Origin of the sequence: Marinobacterium lutimaris, from assembly GCF_900108065.1 — a bacterium.
GTDB classification, from domain to species: Bacteria; Pseudomonadota; Gammaproteobacteria; order Pseudomonadales; family Balneatricaceae; genus Marinobacterium_D; species Marinobacterium_D lutimaris.
Map to the genome: position 1 here is coordinate 365,273 of NZ_FNVQ01000004.1, position 16,140 is coordinate 381,412.

A 16,140-nucleotide genomic window follows, 5' to 3' on the forward strand; every position below is an offset into this window, starting at 1 on the left:
TACCATTTCGACCTTAATTCTCCGCGTGCAATGCGCATCCACTACAAATCAGAAGTGCCCTATGCAGCGTTATATCAAGAAGATCCTCGAAGCCCGGGTCTACGACATCGCGCGTGAAACGCCGATGGACGAAGCCCGTGGTCTGTCCGAACGCCTTGGCAACCGTGTTCTCCTCAAACGTGAGGATGAGCAGCCGGTGTTCTCATTCAAAATTCGCGGCGCCTACAACAAGATGTCGCAGTTGAATGAAGAGGAAAAAGCACGCGGCGTCATTACCGCCTCGGCCGGCAACCACGCCCAGGGCGTGGCGGCGTCGGCACGCAGGCTCGGCATCAAGGCGACCATCGTCATGCCGAAGACCACTCCTGATGTGAAGGTCGCCAACGTCAAGCGTCTGGGAGGCCGCGCGGTGCTGCATGGTGACACCTTCGACGAGGCCCGCACCCACGCTCAGAAGCTGATGGAAGAGAAAGGCCTGGTGTTTGTGCACCCGTACGACGATCCAGACGTGATCGCAGGCCAGGGCACCATCGGCATGGAGATCCTGCGCCAGGAGAGCGGCCACATCGATGCGATCTTCGTCCCCGTCGGTGGCGGTGGTCTGATCGCCGGCATTGCCTCCTACGTTAAATACCTGCGCCCGGAAACCAAGGTGATCGGCGTGGAATCCAACGAATCGGCAAGCCTGGCGCTGGCGATGGAGAAAGGCTTCCGCGATACCCTGGACCAGGTCGGCATCTTCGCCGATGGCGTGGCCGTAGCCCAGATCGGTGAATACACCTGGGAGATCGCCAAGGATTACGTCGATGAGGTGATCACCGTCAGCACCGACGAAATCTGCGCCGCCATCAAGGATATCTTCGACGACACCCGCTCCGTCTGCGAACCGGCCGGCGCCCTGGGCGTGGCTGGCCTGAAGAAGTATGTCGCCCGCGAGGGGATCGAAGGCGGCACGCTGATCGCCATCGACTCCGGCGCCAACGTCAACTTCGACCGTCTGCGTCATATCGCCGAACGCTCTGAGCTGGGTGAACAGCGTGAGGCGATCATCGCTGCGCGCATCCCGGAAAAGCCCGGCAGCTTCAAGAAGTTCTGCGCCGCGCTGGGCAAACGCAACATCACCGAGTTTAACTACCGTTACTCCGATGACAGCCAGGCCATCGTCTTTGCCGGCGTGCAGATTCTGCCCAACAATGGCGGTCGTGAAGAGCTGCTGGCCGAGCTGCGCGAGCATATCGAAGACGTGGTCGACCTGACCGACGATGAAACCGCCAAGCTGCACGTGCGTTACATGGTGGGCGGTCACGCCCCAGCCAGCGTGGATAACGAGGTGGTTTACCGCTTCGAATTCCCGGAGCGCCCGGGTGCACTGATGAAGTTCCTTAACAAGCTGGGCGGCCGCTGGAACATCTCCATGTTCCACTACCGTAACCACGGCGCTGCCTACGGCCGCGTTCTGGTCGGCATGCAGGTGCCTGCCGCAGAGCATGCCCAGGTGGGTCAGTTCCTCGAAGAGATCGGTTACACCTACTTCGACGAAACCGATAACGCCGCTTACAAACTGTTCCTCGGCTAAACAGCCTGCTGTTCCCGAGGCCCGTCCGGGTCTCGGGGCTCTTACGCGTTTATTCTCTCTGCCCCTCTATTCTCTCTAGATACTCCCAGCTCTGCCTCTGAAGCACGCAAAAATATCCCCTGAAGGGTATATCCCTTTAACCCGCGCAAAATCTATCGTTTAACCATGGCCAGTCGCCCCTATGGCGATTGTTAACATCTCACTCCGGACTTATGACCGGACGCTGGGGTTTAGTTTAGGGTTACGAAACAGATCATGTCCGAGCTTTCACACACCACTTCTTACTACGCCGCATCTGCCAACGATAAAAGCATCCGCCCGGCCCTGGAAAGCCAGGTCACGGCCGATGTCTGCGTCATCGGCGCCGGTTTTTCCGGGCTTTCCACCGCCGTGCATCTGGCCGAGAAGGGATTCAAGGTTATCGTGCTTGAAGCGACCCGTATCGGCTTTGGCGCCTCCGGACGCAATGGCGGCCAGATCGTCCACAGCTACAGCCGCGACATCGACTTTATCGAGCGCAACTATGGCCAGGCCACCGGTAAAGCGATGGGTGCCATGGCGTTCGAGGGCGGCCGTATCATCCGCCGCCTGGTCAAGGACTACAGCATTCAGTGTGATCTCAAGGACGGCGGCATCTTTGCGGCCTGCAACAACAAGCAGTTCGAGGAGCTGAAAGGCAAAAAGGCACTCTGGGAAAGCCACGGCCATCAGGAGCTTGAACTCCTCAGCGAAGCCGAGACCCGCAACTATATCGGCTCCAGCCGCTACAAGGGCGCGCTGCTGGACAAGTCCGGCGGTCATTTCCATCCGCTCAACCTGGTGCTGGGCGAAGCCGCAGCGCTGGAAAGCCTGGGCGGCGTAATCTACGAAGGCTCGCCCGCGGTGAAGATGGAAGAGGGTGACAAGGTTAAAGTGCACACGCCGAAAGGCGCCGTCACCGCCAACTTCCTGGTGGTTGCCGGCAACGCTTATCTCGGTGACCTGATCCCTAAACTTCAGGCCAAGGCGATGCCCTGCGGTACTCAGGTGATCGCTACCGCCCCGCTGAGTGAGACGCAGCAGCGCGAACTGCTACCCAAGGATCAATGCGTAGAAGACTGTAACTACCTGCTCGATTACTTCCGTCTTTCCGGCGACGGCCGCCTGATCTATGGTGGTGGCGTCACCTACGGTGCCCGCGAGCCGAGCAAGATCGAATCGCTGATTCTGCCGAAGATGCTGAAAACCTATCCGCAGCTGAAAGGCGTGAAGATCGACTACGCCTGGACTGGCAACTTTCTGCTCACCCTGATGCGCCTGCCGCAGCTGGGCCGGGTCGGCTCCCACGCCAATATCTACTATGCGCAGGGCTACAGCGGCCACGGTCTGACCTGTTCGCACCTGGCCGGCAAGGTACTGGCGGACGCAATCCAGGGCCAGGCGGAGCGCTTCGATATCTTCGCTTCCCTGCCGCAATACCCCTTCCCCGGCGGGCGCATGATGCGCGTGCCCTACACCGCCATCGGTGCGGCTTATTACAACCTGCGGGACAAACTCGGTATCTGACGCTGTTGATGCCCTGCTACTCCGGAATGTCGGGGTGGTGTGGCATCGCGCCCCATTAAAAACCCGACAATAATAAACAGGCCCTCTGAATGAATACCAATCCTAGCCTTAACGCCGAGGTGATAGAGCCCGGCGGCCGGAATTCGCTGTCCAACAGATCCCGTTCGATCCTCTTTTACTGCGTCATCATGGTGGGTTTCGCCTATCTTTCCACTCAGTATTCCGCCGAGGAAGGCTACGGTTTTGTCAGCCTTTTGCCAGCCCTGCTGACCCTCTGCGTCGCCATCTACAGCCGCCGCGCGCTGGAAGCAATTTTTGCCGGCATCATATCCGGGCTGGTGCTGCTGAACCCTTTCGAGGTGGTAGCCGGACTTGGCGACCTGTCGCTCAACGTGGTGATGAACGAGACCATCGCCTGGATCGTACTGGTCTGCGGCATGATGGGCGGGTTGATCAATATTCTTGAGCGCGGCGGCAGCGTGGTCTGCTTCGGCGAGACCCTGGCGCGCCGGATCAAGACCAAGCGCGGCACCATGCTGACCACCTGCGTGCTGGGCATGCTGGTGTTTATCGATGACTACCTGAACTCGCTGGCGGTGTCGGCGTCGATGAAAACCCTCACCGACAAGTACCGCATCTCCCGCGAGAAACTGGCTTACCTGGTGGATTCTACCGCCGCCCCGGTCTGCATCCTGGTACCGATCTCCACCTGGGCCGTCTACTTTGCCGCGCTGCTGGAGGAGAACGGCGCCACCGAAGCCGGCAAGGGGATGTCGCTCTATATCGACTCGATTCCGTTTATGGCCTACGGCTGGATCGCACTGCTGGTGGTATTCCTGGTGGCCGGCGGCATCCTCGGCAACCTGGGGGCGATGAAACAGGCGGAAGCGCGGGCGCAGAAAGGTGAGCCGGTGCCGCCGGGCGTGATCCTCGATGGTTTCGACACCTCCAACATCAAGAAGGTCTCGCCAACGGTGGGTCTGATCAACTTTCTGCTGCCGATGGCGGTGCTGGTGGGCGCCAGCGTCTACTACGAGATCGATCTGCTGCTGGGTGCACTGACCGCCTCCCTGTTCACCATGGTGCTTTACTACTGGCAGAACCTGCTCAACTTCGGCCAGCTGGTGGATTCCATGCTCGATGGCTTCAAGGTGATGCTGCACCCAATCGCCGTGGTCTGCGCCGGTTTTATGCTGAAGGATGTGAACGACCAGCTCGGCATGACGCCCTACATCATCGATGCGCTGACGCCTCTACTGTCGAAAGAGCTGCTTCCTGCACTGGTGTTCGCGGTAATGGCGGCGGTGGTCTTCGCCACAGGCTCAAGCTGGGGGGTGTTTGTGGTCTCGCTGCCAATCGTAATTCCGATGGCGCAGGTGATGGATATGTCGATGCCGCTGACCGTGGGCGCGCTGCTCTCCGCTTCAGCGTTTGGCAGCCACGCCTGCTTCTTCAGTGACTCCACCGTGCTCTCGGCCCAGGGCTCCGGCTGCACATCGATGCAGCATGCGCTCACCCAGATCCCCTATGCGCTGCTGGGCGCGGCGTTCACCTTTGTGCTGTTTATCGGCCTGGGCTACGCCTTCGCCTGATTCTGCCACCCTGCTTTCTCCACTCCCCACCCTGCTGCGGCAGGCTGGGGATTTTTTATGGGTGGAGAATAGGGCCAGTCATAGATAGCCGAAGCTGACCGGCATTCGGGTGTAAAACAGGTTGAGGCCGCGGTCCTTGAAGTGCTCCAGCAGCGCGTCGCAAGCTTGCGCCTCCGCCACAATGGTGACCTGTATAGGCTGCTCCGACAGGTCGAACATGTTGACCATATGGGACTTGCCGTCGTGGCCGATACCCTCCACCGAGGCGTTCATGGTGGCGCCGCGCACACCCAGCTTAAGCGCCTCATCCATCACCCACTGGGCCACTCCCCGGCCTTCGTGCTGGCGATCCTGCTGGGTGTAAAAAGTGAGCTGATAACCGTCCATCTTTTCCTCCGATACGGCACTGGGGCCGCAGCACTGATCCTGTAACACAGGGTGTTTAACGCCGCATTCGGCAACGCAGATAGCGTTTCAATATCCTGTTAGCGTACTTGAACCTGCGTGATAACCGACATGCCCACGCGCAAGGACGCAAGTTTTTCCGGCGCCGAGGTCAGACGGATCTTAACCGGCAGACGCTGAACGATCTTGGTGAAGTTGCCGGTAGCGTTATGCGGCGCCACCGGTGAGAAGGAGACGCTGCTGGCAGGGCCTATGTTATCCACCACGCCCTCCAGCTCCAGATCCGGGAAGCTGTCCACACTGATGCTGACCTTCTGGCCCGGCTGCATATGGGTCAGCTGGGTTTCACGAAAATTCGCCTGCACATAGATCTGATCCAGGGGCACCAGCGCCAGCAACGCATCGCCCGGATGCACATAGCCGCCGACACGGGCACGACGCTGCGCCACCACGCCACTCACCGGCGCAGCGATATGCGCGTAGGAAAGCTGCAGTTTGGCGTTATCCACAGCGCTAACGCTGGCCGCCTGACCGGCTTCGGCCGCCTTCAGTTGCGCCTTGAGCACCTCAACCTGCTGACGGGCGGCGTTCAACTCCGCCTCGTCCCGGGCCGCGGTCGCCTTAAGGCCATCCAGCTCGGCGCGGGCGCGCTCCTTGGCCTGACGGGTACCCGAGCCCTCATTGGCCAGATTGCTGAAGCGCTGAAAATCCGCTTTCGCCAGGGTCAGCTTTGAGCGGTCGACCTCAATCACCGCCAGCGCCTTGGCCACCTGGCTCTTCTGCCGTTCGATCTGCTGCGCCAGCGTATCGACCTGTGCCTCGGCCCGAGCCTGTTCAGCCTCGGCCTGCTGCAGCGCCAGCTTCAGGTCACGATCATCGATATCGACCAGCGGATCGCCGGCATTGACGGGCTGGTAATCCTCCACGTGCAGAGCGGCGACCTCGCCGGTAATGCGTGGCGCCACGACGGTAAAGTCGGCGCGCAGATAGGCATCGTCGGTGACCTGCGTGGCGCTTGCACCCTCATCGCCGTTGAACAGATAGATACCCGCCCCGATCAGGAACAGGGCGACGGTGGCAAGGATGATGGATCGCGTACTCTTGGACATGCTATTTCCGTGTTTCAGTCATTCATTAATGATGCGGATTACTCAGGCTTCACCTGGGGCGCGGGGATATATTTAAGGCACAGCACCAGCGGGATCAGCAGCAGCATCAGCACGCCGTAAATCTCGTAGATATCCGCCCCAGCCAACACCAGTGCCTGCTGGTTAACGATGCGCCCCAGCTCCCCGACACTGGCGCCGGTATCCGGTTGCGAAAGCCAGTAGCTGGTCTGGCCTCGCAATATCTCGCTGTGAAAGGTCTGCCGGCTGTGCATCAGCTCACCCACCATGGCGCCGCTGAACAGGGTGCCAAAGGCGCGCATCGTATTGATGATGCCGGAGACAAAGGGACCTTCGAACGGCTGTACCACGCTGGTGCCGAGAAACAGCAGCGGCACCACCGCCATCGGCTGCCCCAGCGTCTGCAGCACCTGGCCGATAAAGAACTGATCCACCATCCATTCGCTGGTCAGGTGCGAGTTGGTCAGACAGCCCATCGCTATCAGGAACAGGCCGCAGGCAAACAGGTAACGTGCATCGACCCAGCGCTGATACAGCAGAATAGCCATCACCGAACCCAGCACGATCTGCGGCAGACCGACAATCAGGCCAAGCCCGGTCATCTGTTCGATACGAAAACCCTGCATCCCACTCAACAGATTCATCGGCAGGCCCACACCGGCGGCCATTCCCAACAGCAGGCAGAAGAAGACGGTAAAACCGAGCCCAAGGTTGCGCCGCCCCAGCAACTGCAGCTTGATAAACGGGGCCGGATGGAACCACTCGCTGATCAAAAACAGCAGAAACAGGCCGCCGCCGGTGACGAATCCGGCCTGCACCAGCGATGAATTCAGCCAGTCGAGGCGCACCGCCTGGCTGGTGGTCAACGCAATGATCACCAGCCCCGGAAAGCCGATCAGCATCCCGATCCAGTTACCCTGCTTGATGCGCTCGTACGCCGGCGGCATCTTCGGAACGCCCCAGGCCACCAGCGGTATCGAGATCGCGCCGATAATCACCAGCTGCCAGTAGAGCCAGCGCCAGTCATGCAAGGTATCGAGACAATACGCAGCGATCCACACGGCCACGTTGGGCGCCAGCGTAGCGGTCATCGCATAGAGCGCCAGGCCGTGCAGACGTATGGGCGCCGGCAGAAAGCGCAGCGCCGCCATCATCAGCAGCGGGATCATGGCGCCGGCAAACAGCCCCTGCAGGCCACGCAGTACCAGCAGAGCCTGATAGTTGGTCACCTCTGGGATGATCAGCGCCAACAGCACAACCACCACCTGCATGCCCAGGTGAAAGCGGCGCAGGGAAAAGGTGATCGCAAACCAGGTGGCAAAAGGCATCGCCGCCAGCTCACCGGCGGCATAGGCGGAGTCGAGCCAGCCTGCCATATCATGATCGATCCCCAGCGCACCGCTGATATCGGTCATGCCCAGGCCAACCACCCGGTTGCTGAGGCCCGACATCATCGCCGCCAGCAGAATACCGAGCAGTCCGGAAAGCACGCGCCAGTCATATATCGACTGGCCGCCCTGGGGCGTGGCACTCGGCGCTGCGGCCTGAGCTGCACTCATGAAGCATCACCTGCCGAGGCCAGATCGGCTTCACCGGCGTTGTCCGCCTGCTGTTGCCAGCCACCGCCCAAGGCCCGGTATAGCGAGACGATACTCAGTGCTGCCTCGGCCTGGCCCGCGGCCCGTTGCTGGGAGCGGGCGATCAGGTTGAGGCGCGCCTGCAACACATCCATACGGCTGGCATAGCCTTCGGACTCGGCGTGTTCGGTACGGTTAAAGGCGTCCTGCTGCCGCTCCATCGCTTCGTTCAGACGCGCATAGCGCTGCGTCATCAGTTGATGACTGCTCAGGGCATCGTCCACCTCATGCCAGGCATCCAGCACCGTGGTGACATAACGGATCCCTGCCTGTTGCTGATGCAGATCGGCCAGCTCCAGCGTGCGACGCAGACGCCCGCCCTGGAAAATCGGCAGATAGAGACTCGGCCCCACCGAGAAAGCACGGCTGCCCCAGCTGCCCAGATTATCCAGCTCAAACGCCTCCCGGTCGTAGCTGCCGGTCAGTCTCAGGCGTGGGTAGAAATCCGCCTGCGCCGCACCCAGATCCGCCAGAGCCGCCTTCAGCTGAGCCTCGGCACGCAGAATATCGGGACGCTTGCGCACCTCGCTGCTGGGAACGCCAACCGGCACGGACGCTGGTAACTCTGGCAGCGATACGCCGCTTGCGAGACGCTGATCCAGCGCATGAGGCTTGAGCCCCAGCATCTGCTCCAGCAGGTTCTGCTGCTGCTCCCGCTGCTGCTGCAGCGGCGCCAGATCCGCCAGGGCCGATGCCAGTTGCGCCTGAACCTCGGCCACATCGGTCTCGGTGGCAACACCGTTGCGCACGCGGCTTTGGGTCAGTTCCACCAGTGTCTGGTAAAGCTCTACCCGTTGCTGACTCCACTGCAGCTGCTGCTCGCTCACCCGCAGCAGCATATAGTGACGGGCAATTGTCGCCGCATTGGAGATAGCCACCGCCTGCTGGTTGAAGCGACTCGCCATCGCCCTTTCACGGGCGCCCTGCTCGAGCTGATCCAGGTAGCCGAACAGATCCAGCTCCCAGCTTGCCTGTATCCCCAGCTCCCAATAGTCATGCGCCTTGGGGCTGCCACCAATACGGGCCGAGGGCGAGTTTTCGCTGATACCGGAACGGCTGTAAGCCGCACCCAGACCGAGCTGCGGATTGCCCTGCGACTGCACCAGTCCCAGCCGCGCGGCCTGCGCCTCAACCTGCAATGCCGCCAGTTGGCGCTCAGGGCTTGCCGACACCGCCTGCTGCTCAAGCCAGTTCAGCGTGTCATCACCGAACAGCTGCCACCATTGCGAAGGCAGCATCGCATCACTGAGCAGCGAGTTCTGCTGGGCCAGCGGCAGATCTACATCCATCACCCCGGATTCTGCGGGATTATCGACCTCGACCATCGGCGCACAGCCTGCAAGGGCCAGACAGGCCGCCATCATACTCAGGAGAACCGATGGATAACGTCGGGGAAGGGATCGACTACTCGGGAACATACGCAACAAAATCACTCGTAAAACTAAACTAGACAGTACAGTTTAATTTTATATAGCGATTTAATACAGATTAAATTGGGTTTGATTTAGTGAACCGAGTAGTACAGATTTAACTTAAATCAATTGAATACCTGCACAAAACCCGTTGCTATTGAGACGGCCAGGCCAGCTGGTTATAGTTTGCCCCGCCCTAATACCGATCCATACAGATCAACACACAATAACAAGGTGCCACATGGAGCAGAGTGCAAAACCCGACCACAAACGCCAGGCGATCCTCAGTGCCGCTGCCGACGTGTTCCTGCAACACGGATTCAGTGGCGCCACTACCGACATGATCCAGCGGGCGGCGGGTGTATCCAAAGCCACCATCTACACTCGCTATGCCACCAAGGAAGAGCTGTTCTGCGACGCCATCGAGCATCTCTGCTCCAGGATGCACACGGAATTCGCCGCGATGGCGGTCAACGAAGGCGACCTGCGCTCCCGTCTTCACACCATCGCGCATGCCTACATGGACCTGGCACTCTCCTCCAGCGCCATGGCTCTGCTGCGGGTGATCATCTCCGAGGCGCCCCACTTTCCCAACCTTGCGCGGCGCTTCTTCCTGGTGGGCCCCAACGTGATCGACCCGATGGTCTCCGGGCACCTGGAGCTGGCTGCAGAGAAAGGCGAGCTGGACCTGCACGCCGTGGGTACCGCCGATGCGGGAAGGATCTTTATCGGCATGCTGCGCGGTATCAGTAACCTGGAGGCGCTGACCCATCCCAACGCCCTGCCTTCAGAAGCGCAGATCGATCGCTGGGTGACTCTGGCCGTGGATACATTTCTGCGCGCTTACGCCACGAAGCAGCCTTAAGCATCGAGCAGCCACAACGAAAAAGCCCCCTCGCGGGGGCTTAAAACAGCAGATATCGGTGCACTGCTCAGGGCGTCTCAGGCGAGACCGAATAACCCGGCCGCGAAAACGCCCTGAAGGTAAACGCCGCCAGCGACACTATGCCCCAGGCCAGACCCAGCACCACACCGCTATCGATAATTCCGCGCCAGGGTTGCTCCATCTGGCGCACGATCATCACCAGCACCACGATGCCCGCGGTCAGGCAGATCGAGATGATCTGGCGCTTGCGAGTCGCGTGGAAGTAGCCCATACCGAAAAACGGCGCAAAGATCAGACGCGCAGGGGTCACGTTACGCTGCAGATAAAGCAGGCGCGCCGCCACCCGCGGTGAGAAGTTCTGCTGGAAACCGCGGTACCCCTCGGCAAACCCCATGAACAGCACACAGGCCACCAAAGCCACCCAGTGATACCAGCTGAAGCTGTGCACAGGCATCTCCAGAGCCAGCGCGCCCAGTCGATAGATGGCGCTACTGAACAGCATCAGAATTCCGCAGAATCCCCAGACCGCCGCAATCGTACCCAGCATTAATGCATATCCCCACAACTGCTCAAAAATTAACCCCGCATTATACAACCAGAATTACGCCCCTCATATCCGACTCGCACACTATGTTATCGAACAGACTTTTCCGCGCTGACCGCCCGTTCCGCAGAAACAAAAAAGCCGCTGCAGTAGAAGCCACAGCGGCGTAAAACACTCGGTTTCAGGAAGAGTGTTGGCGGAAGAACCGGCGTCCTGCCGGTGCTTCCGGATCTCCTGTTCTAGGAATGGGTCAGCAGATCAGTAGCCGTGCAGCTTGTCGATATACTCCGGCAGGAACAGTGATATCTGCGGTATATACGTGATCAGTATCAGGAAGAACAGCAGCAGGCAGAGCCAGGGCGCGCAGGCCTTGATCACCCAGATCATGTCGCGACCGGTAATACCGGCGGTGACAAAGAGGTTAAGCCCCACCGGCGGCGTCAGCATGCCGATCTCCATGTTCACCACCATGATGATACCCAGGTGGATCGGATCGATACCCAGCTGAGTGGCGATCGGGAACAGGATCGGCGCCATGATCAGCAGGATCGCGGACGGCTCCATGAAGTTACCGGCGATCAGCAGCAGGATGTTCACCACGATCAGGAAGCCCCAGGCCGGCAGACCCCAGTCAACTATCACTTCGGCGATCTGATGCGGGATACGCTCGGTGGTCAGTACGTGGGCGAACAGCATCGCGTTGGCGATGATGAACAGCAGCATCATGGAGACCTTGGACGCATCCACAAACACCTTACGCACTTCCGGGTGGGTCACCGATTTCGGGAACGCCAGCAGCATCATGCCAGTATTACGCAGCACCATGCCGGCCATGCCTTCGCCATCCTTACGCCAGGCCACACCCTTGAGCGGCCCTATATCGCGATAGCCCATCACGGCAATCAGGTAGGCGTAAATCGCCGCCACTGAAGCCGCTTCGGTGGGCGACGCAACACCACCGTAGATGGAACCCAGCACGATGATGATCAGCATCAGGCCGCCCAACGCGATCAGACCGGAGCGCGCCAGCGCACCAAAGCCCGGGAACGGCTGCGCCGGCAGCTTCATGATCCGCGCCGCGATGTAGATCGCGATCATCAGGATCAGGCCCATCATGATGCCGGGGATAAAACCCGCCATGAACATGCGCGATGCAGAAACTTCAGTCGCTGCGGAGTAAACCAGCATCACGATAGACGGCGGAATCAGGATACCCAGGGTACCGGCGTTGGCGATAACACCAGCGCCGAACGCTTCCGGATAACCTGAGCGCACCATACCGGCGATAACGATAGAACCGATCGCCGCCACGGTGGCCGGAGAAGAACCGGACACTGCAGCGAACAGCATGCACGCCATAACGGACGCCATCGCCAGACCGCCACGAACGTGACCGATCGCATCGACGGCGAAGTTGATCAGACGCTTCGCCACACCGCCGGTAGACAGAAACGCAGACGACAGAATAAAGAACGGGATCGCCAGCAGCGTGTAGTGCGAAGAGGTCGCCTCAAACAGCTTCAGTGCGATCGACGCCAGCGAGTCGTTGGAGAACAGCAGAATCGTGGTCACGCTGGAAAGTCCCAGTGCAATCGCGATCGGCATGCCCATCAGCATGCAGCCGAACAGCATGATAAAGAGCATCGCAGTGGTCATGAGCGATTCTCCTTCTGCTCAGCTTCTTTCAGTTCGTTAGCCAGGTGCATACTTTCTTCCGCTTCGTCAGCAAAGGCAAAGCCATCGGCCTCACCGCGGAACACCTTCCAGCCCAGTTGCAGGAAACGGATGATCAACAGTACAAAACCGATAATCAGGATGGTGGATGCCGTCCATTTGGGTACCGGGATATCCTCCAGTTCGATGCCGATCATCTTCATCTTCATCACGTACTCCCAGGAGCCGATCAGGAAGAGAATGCAATAAACAACGCACAGTGCGATCGCAAGCAGGGTCACAGCACGATGCAGTTTGTTCGGCAACATGCGGACAAACACATCGACACCGATGTGAGCACCCACTTTCACGCCATAGGAGGCGCCGAAAAGGACAAACCAGCCGGCCAGCAGCAGTGTTGCTTCCTGCGCCCAGTGGATACCTGCGTTGAAACCGAAGCGGGCAACCACTTCAGCGAAAACCAGGAGGGTCACGCTCACCAGCAGCAGAGACAGGATCGCCTCCTCAATCTGGGTGACCAAATTACGTACAGCCATGATTTAAACCTCTATCCAGCCGTGGTGCGACAGACGCACAGGGGAGACCCCGGGCCTTTCCTCTACATCCCTGACGGCAGTAGAAGGAGCCCGGATGGAAGCCATCCGGGCGGTATGTAGCGCGGGGAGATTAGCCTTCGTTGGATTTCAGCGCAGCGTCGATCAGGTCAGAACCGATCTCGTCTTCGAACTGTTTCCAAACCGGCTTCATGGCATCAACCCACTGCTGACGTTCTTCCGGAGTGATCTCGATCACTTCAGAACGACCGGAGTCGATGATCGCCTGACGGTCGGCGGCATCCTGTTCCTGGGAGATCTGGTTGCCGTAGGCAATGGCTTCGTCCAGCGCCTTTTTGACTTCAACACGCAGGTCGTCGTCCAGGCCATTCCAGAACTCGGCAGAGGTCACAACCATGTAGTCGAGCAGACCGTGGTTGGTTTCAGTGATGTAAGGCTGAACTTCGTGGAACTTCTTGGAGTAGATGTTGGACCAGGGGTTTTCGGCACCGTCGATCGCCTTGGTCTGCAGCAGGGTGAACACTTCAGAGAACGGCTTTTTCAGCGGCACACCGCCGACAGCTTCGAACTGCGCCTGCAGCACATCAGAGGTCATGATGCGGAATTTCTTGCCATCAGCATCGGCCGGTACACGCAGCGGCTGGTTGGCAGACATCTGCTTCATGCCGTTGTGCAGGTAGCCCAGACCAACCAGGCCACGCTTGTTCAGAGAGTTGAGCAGTTCCTGGCCGGTTTCACCCTGCTGGAAGCGATCAACCGCGGCCATGTCGTTGAACAGGAACGGCAGGTCGAATACCTGCAGGCTCGGGGTGTACTTCTGGAATTTGGAGAGGGACGGAGCCGCCATCTGGACATCGCCCAGCAGCATCGCCTCCAGCACCTTGTCGTCACCGAACAGCTGGGAGTTAGGGAATACGGAAACGCTTACTTCGTCTCCCATACGCTCTTCCACCAGCTCCTTGAACTTGAGCGCCATCTTGCCTTTAGGGGTGTTTTCGGCAACCACGTGGGAAAACTTGATCTCGATCGGAGCGGCGCTGGCGATCTGGGCACCCAGGGTGAGGGCAACGGTGGTAACTGCGGCAGTCAGTAGACGCATTTTACTTCTCCTGAAACATTTATCGTTGTTAGTCGTCGTTATTGTCGCCGGCATCTTGGGGAAATCCCGGCAGTACCATAGATGAGCAAAACCGATGCCAAATATGAAAAATATTTCAACAAACGCCAAAAACTCAAAAAATTCAGAAACTTAAGAAACAGCAACCAGCAAGAGGCGAAAACGGGTCTGGCGGAAGAAGCGTGAAATCGGCGGATTTCCACACATCGAAAAATGAAAACAGGCGGTAGTTCGCCCAAACTGAAAACCACTCTCCAGGTCAATAAGATGTATTCTTTTTGCGCCATAAAGACCTTTCGTATTGAACGGACTATAGAATTTGCGCAACATGCCGAAAGCCCTATTAAGTAGCCACCCCATATCAAAGGATGAACGGTGCAGTGAAGAAGGCCCTCTCTATACAGACTAAAGTGAACCTCTCGCTGGCGATTGTGTTCCTGATCGTATTTGCCAGCTCACTGACGGCCATATACCGCAGCGAGGGCTCACTCAGCCGTGACGTGGCGGAATTCACCACGCTCGCTACCGCTGATTCCTACTTCGACAGCATCAATATCCTGATGCTCAGCGGCGCCATGCAGAACCGCGGCACCCTGCAGCAGAAGATTCTCAGCAACGAATCGGTCACCGAGGCCCGTATCATCCGCGGCGCTCCCGTCACCGATATGTACGGTCCCGGCAGCGAAGACTCCGTCGTTATGGACGAGCTGGATGAGCGCGCCATGAGCGGCGAGCACGTGGTTGAAGAGTTCAACGACAGCAAGGGCCACCGTCTGACCGTGGTCACGCCGATGAAGGCACTGAGCGAATACAAGGGCACCAACTGCCTGCTCTGTCACCAGGTCGAAGAAGGCACGGTGCTGGGCGCCGTCCGTGTCACCTATGACTTCGCCCGGGTCGACGGCGAGATTCTCAAGAACCTGCGCAACGTGGCGCTGGTGGAACTGGCTCTGTTTATTGCCGGCGTACTGCTGATCAGCTTTATCATCCGTCGCATCGTTATCCGCCCGATCAACGCCTTCGCCAGCACCATGAGCGATATCGAGAAAAACGCCGACCTGAGCCAGCGTGTCGATATCCAGTCCGGTGACGAGGTCGGTCAGATGGCCACCGCCTTCAACTCCATGCTGGGTACCTTCCAGTCCAGCATTCAGCATGTGAATGAAACGGTGCAGAAACTGGCCAGCTCCAGCTCCCAGATCAGTACCATCGCCACTCATTCCATCGATGCCGCGCGTGGCCAGCAGATGCAGACCAGTTCCGTAGCCTCTGCCATGGAACAGATGGAAGCCGCCACCAAGAGCGTGGAGGCCAGTGCCGAAAACACCGTCTCCGCCTCCGATCTGGCGCTGCAGGAGAGCTCCGACGGCACCCGCGTGACCCAGACCGCCATCGAATCGATCGAGTCGCTGAAGCAGAGTATCGAGCGCGCGACCGCCGTCATTGAACGGCTCGACTCCCAGAGCGAGAACGTGGGCACGGTGCTGGAGGTGATTCAGAAGGTGGCCGAGCAGACCAATCTGCTGGCGTTGAACGCCGCCATTGAAGCGGCCCGGGCCGGCGAACAGGGCCGCGGTTTTGCCGTGGTGGCCGACGAGGTACGCACCCTGGCGAGCCGCACCCACGCCTCCACCGAAGAGATCAACAAGATCATCAGCGACCTGCAGGTGGATGCCAAGGACGCCGTTTCCGTAATGCGCACTGCGCTCGATGGTGCCGGCGATGGCGTGGAGCATGTGCGTAAAACCGCCAATGCCCTGAGCAACATCGCCGAGGAGGTCCGTATCATCAACGATATGAACCACCAGGTAGCCAGCGCCGTACGCGAGCAGACCCAGATGGCCACCAGCGTGGAGCAGAGCATCACCGAGATCAACGACGGCGCCGAAACCACCGCCAGCCGGGCGCAGGAACTGGCCAGCGTTTCTGACCAGCTCAGCGATCTGTCGCAGCAGCTGGAACAGATGGTGAGCCGATTCAAACTCTGATTGCGGGGACAGTTTAGAGGAGTTTTAAAAGAGTGGCGGATTTTCGCCACTCTTTTAAATCCGGGTAATAGGCACGCCACCAT

Annotated in this window: 14 protein-coding genes; 6 read left to right on the forward strand and 8 right to left on the reverse strand. The window is 59.3% G+C overall.

What is annotated here, in order from left to right; translation table 11 throughout:
- Window positions 1–25 precede the first annotated feature (25 nt).
- The 3 genes from ilvA (at window position 26) to C4S72_RS18825 (ending at window position 4,713) form a co-directional block, all read left to right on the forward strand.
- Window positions 26–1,576, forward strand: a complete 1,551-nt coding sequence (gene ilvA / locus C4S72_RS18815; protein ID WP_268807722.1) for a threonine ammonia-lyase, biosynthetic — start codon at window positions 26–28, stop codon at window positions 1,574–1,576.
- A 255-nt stretch (window positions 1,577–1,831) separates the two neighbouring features.
- A complete protein-coding gene (locus C4S72_RS18820) occupies window positions 1,832–3,121 on the forward strand; it encodes an NAD(P)/FAD-dependent oxidoreductase (RefSeq protein WP_104004716.1) in 1,290 nt (429 codons plus the stop codon).
- A gap of 89 nt (window positions 3,122–3,210) precedes the next feature.
- Window positions 3,211–4,713: a Na+/H+ antiporter NhaC family protein gene (locus C4S72_RS18825; RefSeq protein WP_104004717.1), complete on the forward strand. Its 1,503-nt coding sequence runs from the start codon at window positions 3,211–3,213 to the stop codon at window positions 4,711–4,713.
- A 78-nt stretch (window positions 4,714–4,791) separates the two neighbouring features.
- Here C4S72_RS18825 and C4S72_RS18830 read toward each other — a convergent pair whose 3' ends face one another.
- The 4 genes from C4S72_RS18830 to C4S72_RS18845 form a co-directional block, all read right to left on the reverse strand.
- Entirely contained in the window at window positions 4,792–5,100 is a 309-nt protein-coding gene (locus C4S72_RS18830; RefSeq protein WP_104004718.1) for a DUF190 domain-containing protein, read from the reverse strand.
- 98 nt (window positions 5,101–5,198) lie between these two features.
- Window positions 5,199–6,227: an HlyD family secretion protein gene (locus C4S72_RS18835; RefSeq protein ID WP_104004719.1), complete on the reverse strand. Its 1,029-nt coding sequence runs from the start codon at window positions 6,225–6,227 to the stop codon at window positions 5,199–5,201.
- 38 nt (window positions 6,228–6,265) lie between these two features.
- Window positions 6,266–7,804, reverse strand: coding sequence for an MFS transporter (locus C4S72_RS18840; RefSeq protein ID WP_104004720.1), 1,539 nt, complete (start codon window positions 7,802–7,804; stop codon window positions 6,266–6,268).
- A complete protein-coding gene (locus tag C4S72_RS18845) occupies window positions 7,801–9,246 on the reverse strand; it encodes an efflux transporter outer membrane subunit (protein ID WP_160115549.1) in 1,446 nt (481 codons plus the stop codon). Before C4S72_RS18845 ends, C4S72_RS18840 begins: the two co-directional genes overlap by 4 nt.
- A gap of 289 nt (window positions 9,247–9,535) precedes the next feature.
- Here C4S72_RS18845 and C4S72_RS18850 point away from each other — a divergent pair, with 289 nt between their 5' ends.
- The gene (locus tag C4S72_RS18850; RefSeq protein WP_104004722.1) at window positions 9,536–10,159 is read left to right on the forward strand and encodes a TetR/AcrR family transcriptional regulator; all 624 of its coding nucleotides are present in this window, start codon (window positions 9,536–9,538) and stop codon (window positions 10,157–10,159) included.
- A 67-nt stretch (window positions 10,160–10,226) separates the two neighbouring features.
- On the opposite strand, the gene C4S72_RS18855 is transcribed toward C4S72_RS18850, so the two are convergent.
- The 4 genes from C4S72_RS18855 to C4S72_RS18870 all read right to left on the reverse strand — a co-directional run bounded on the left by C4S72_RS18855 (window position 10,227) and on the right by C4S72_RS18870 (window position 14,051).
- Window positions 10,227–10,727, reverse strand: a complete 501-nt coding sequence (locus C4S72_RS18855; protein ID WP_104004723.1) for a hypothetical protein — start codon at window positions 10,725–10,727, stop codon at window positions 10,227–10,229.
- Between the two features lie 255 nt (window positions 10,728–10,982).
- A complete protein-coding gene (locus C4S72_RS18860) occupies window positions 10,983–12,380 on the reverse strand; it encodes a TRAP transporter large permease (protein ID WP_104004724.1) in 1,398 nt (465 codons plus the stop codon).
- Entirely contained in the window at window positions 12,377–12,934 is a 558-nt protein-coding gene (locus C4S72_RS18865; RefSeq protein WP_104004725.1) for a TRAP transporter small permease, read from the reverse strand. Before C4S72_RS18865 ends, C4S72_RS18860 begins: the two co-directional genes overlap by 4 nt.
- A 130-nt stretch (window positions 12,935–13,064) precedes the next feature.
- Window positions 13,065–14,051, reverse strand: coding sequence for a TRAP transporter substrate-binding protein (locus tag C4S72_RS18870; protein ID WP_104004726.1), 987 nt, complete (start codon window positions 14,049–14,051; stop codon window positions 13,065–13,067).
- Window positions 14,052–14,132: 81 nt separating this feature from the next.
- Between C4S72_RS18870 and C4S72_RS26145 the strand changes: the two genes are divergently transcribed.
- Window positions 14,133–14,255, forward strand: a complete 123-nt coding sequence (locus C4S72_RS26145; RefSeq protein ID WP_268807723.1) for a hypothetical protein — start codon at window positions 14,133–14,135, stop codon at window positions 14,253–14,255.
- A 194-nt stretch (window positions 14,256–14,449) separates the two neighbouring features.
- The gene (locus tag C4S72_RS18875; protein WP_104004727.1) at window positions 14,450–16,057 is read left to right on the forward strand and encodes a methyl-accepting chemotaxis protein; all 1,608 of its coding nucleotides are present in this window, start codon (window positions 14,450–14,452) and stop codon (window positions 16,055–16,057) included.
- Window positions 16,058–16,140: the final 83 nt, after the last annotated feature.

Excerpts from the sequence above, each read along its gene's own strand:
- C4S72_RS18820 (WP_104004716.1), top strand. The coding sequence starts at position 1,832 with ATGTCCGAGCTTTCACACACCACTTCTTACTACGCCGCATCTGCCAAC.
- C4S72_RS18825 (WP_104004717.1), top strand. The coding sequence starts at position 3,211 with ATGAATACCAATCCTAGCCTTAACGCCGAGGTGATAGAGCCCGGCGGC.
- C4S72_RS18830 (WP_104004718.1), bottom strand. The coding sequence starts at position 5,100 with ATGGACGGTTATCAGCTCACTTTTTACACCCAGCAGGATCGCCAGCAC.
- C4S72_RS18835 (WP_104004719.1), bottom strand. The coding sequence starts at position 6,227 with ATGTCCAAGAGTACGCGATCCATCATCCTTGCCACCGTCGCCCTGTTC.
- C4S72_RS18840 (WP_104004720.1), bottom strand. The coding sequence starts at position 7,804 with ATGAGTGCAGCTCAGGCCGCAGCGCCGAGTGCCACGCCCCAGGGCGGC.
- C4S72_RS18845 (WP_160115549.1), bottom strand. The coding sequence starts at position 9,246 with ATGATGGCGGCCTGTCTGGCCCTTGCAGGCTGTGCGCCGATGGTCGAG.
- C4S72_RS18850 (WP_104004722.1), top strand. The coding sequence starts at position 9,536 with ATGGAGCAGAGTGCAAAACCCGACCACAAACGCCAGGCGATCCTCAGT.
- C4S72_RS18855 (WP_104004723.1), bottom strand. The coding sequence starts at position 10,727 with ATGCTGGGTACGATTGCGGCGGTCTGGGGATTCTGCGGAATTCTGATG.
- C4S72_RS18860 (WP_104004724.1), bottom strand. The coding sequence starts at position 12,380 with ATGACCACTGCGATGCTCTTTATCATGCTGTTCGGCTGCATGCTGATG.
- C4S72_RS18865 (WP_104004725.1), bottom strand. The coding sequence starts at position 12,934 with ATGGCTGTACGTAATTTGGTCACCCAGATTGAGGAGGCGATCCTGTCT.
- C4S72_RS18870 (WP_104004726.1), bottom strand. The coding sequence starts at position 14,051 with ATGCGTCTACTGACTGCCGCAGTTACCACCGTTGCCCTCACCCTGGGT.
- C4S72_RS26145 (WP_268807723.1), top strand. The coding sequence starts at position 14,133 with ATGAGCAAAACCGATGCCAAATATGAAAAATATTTCAACAAACGCCAA.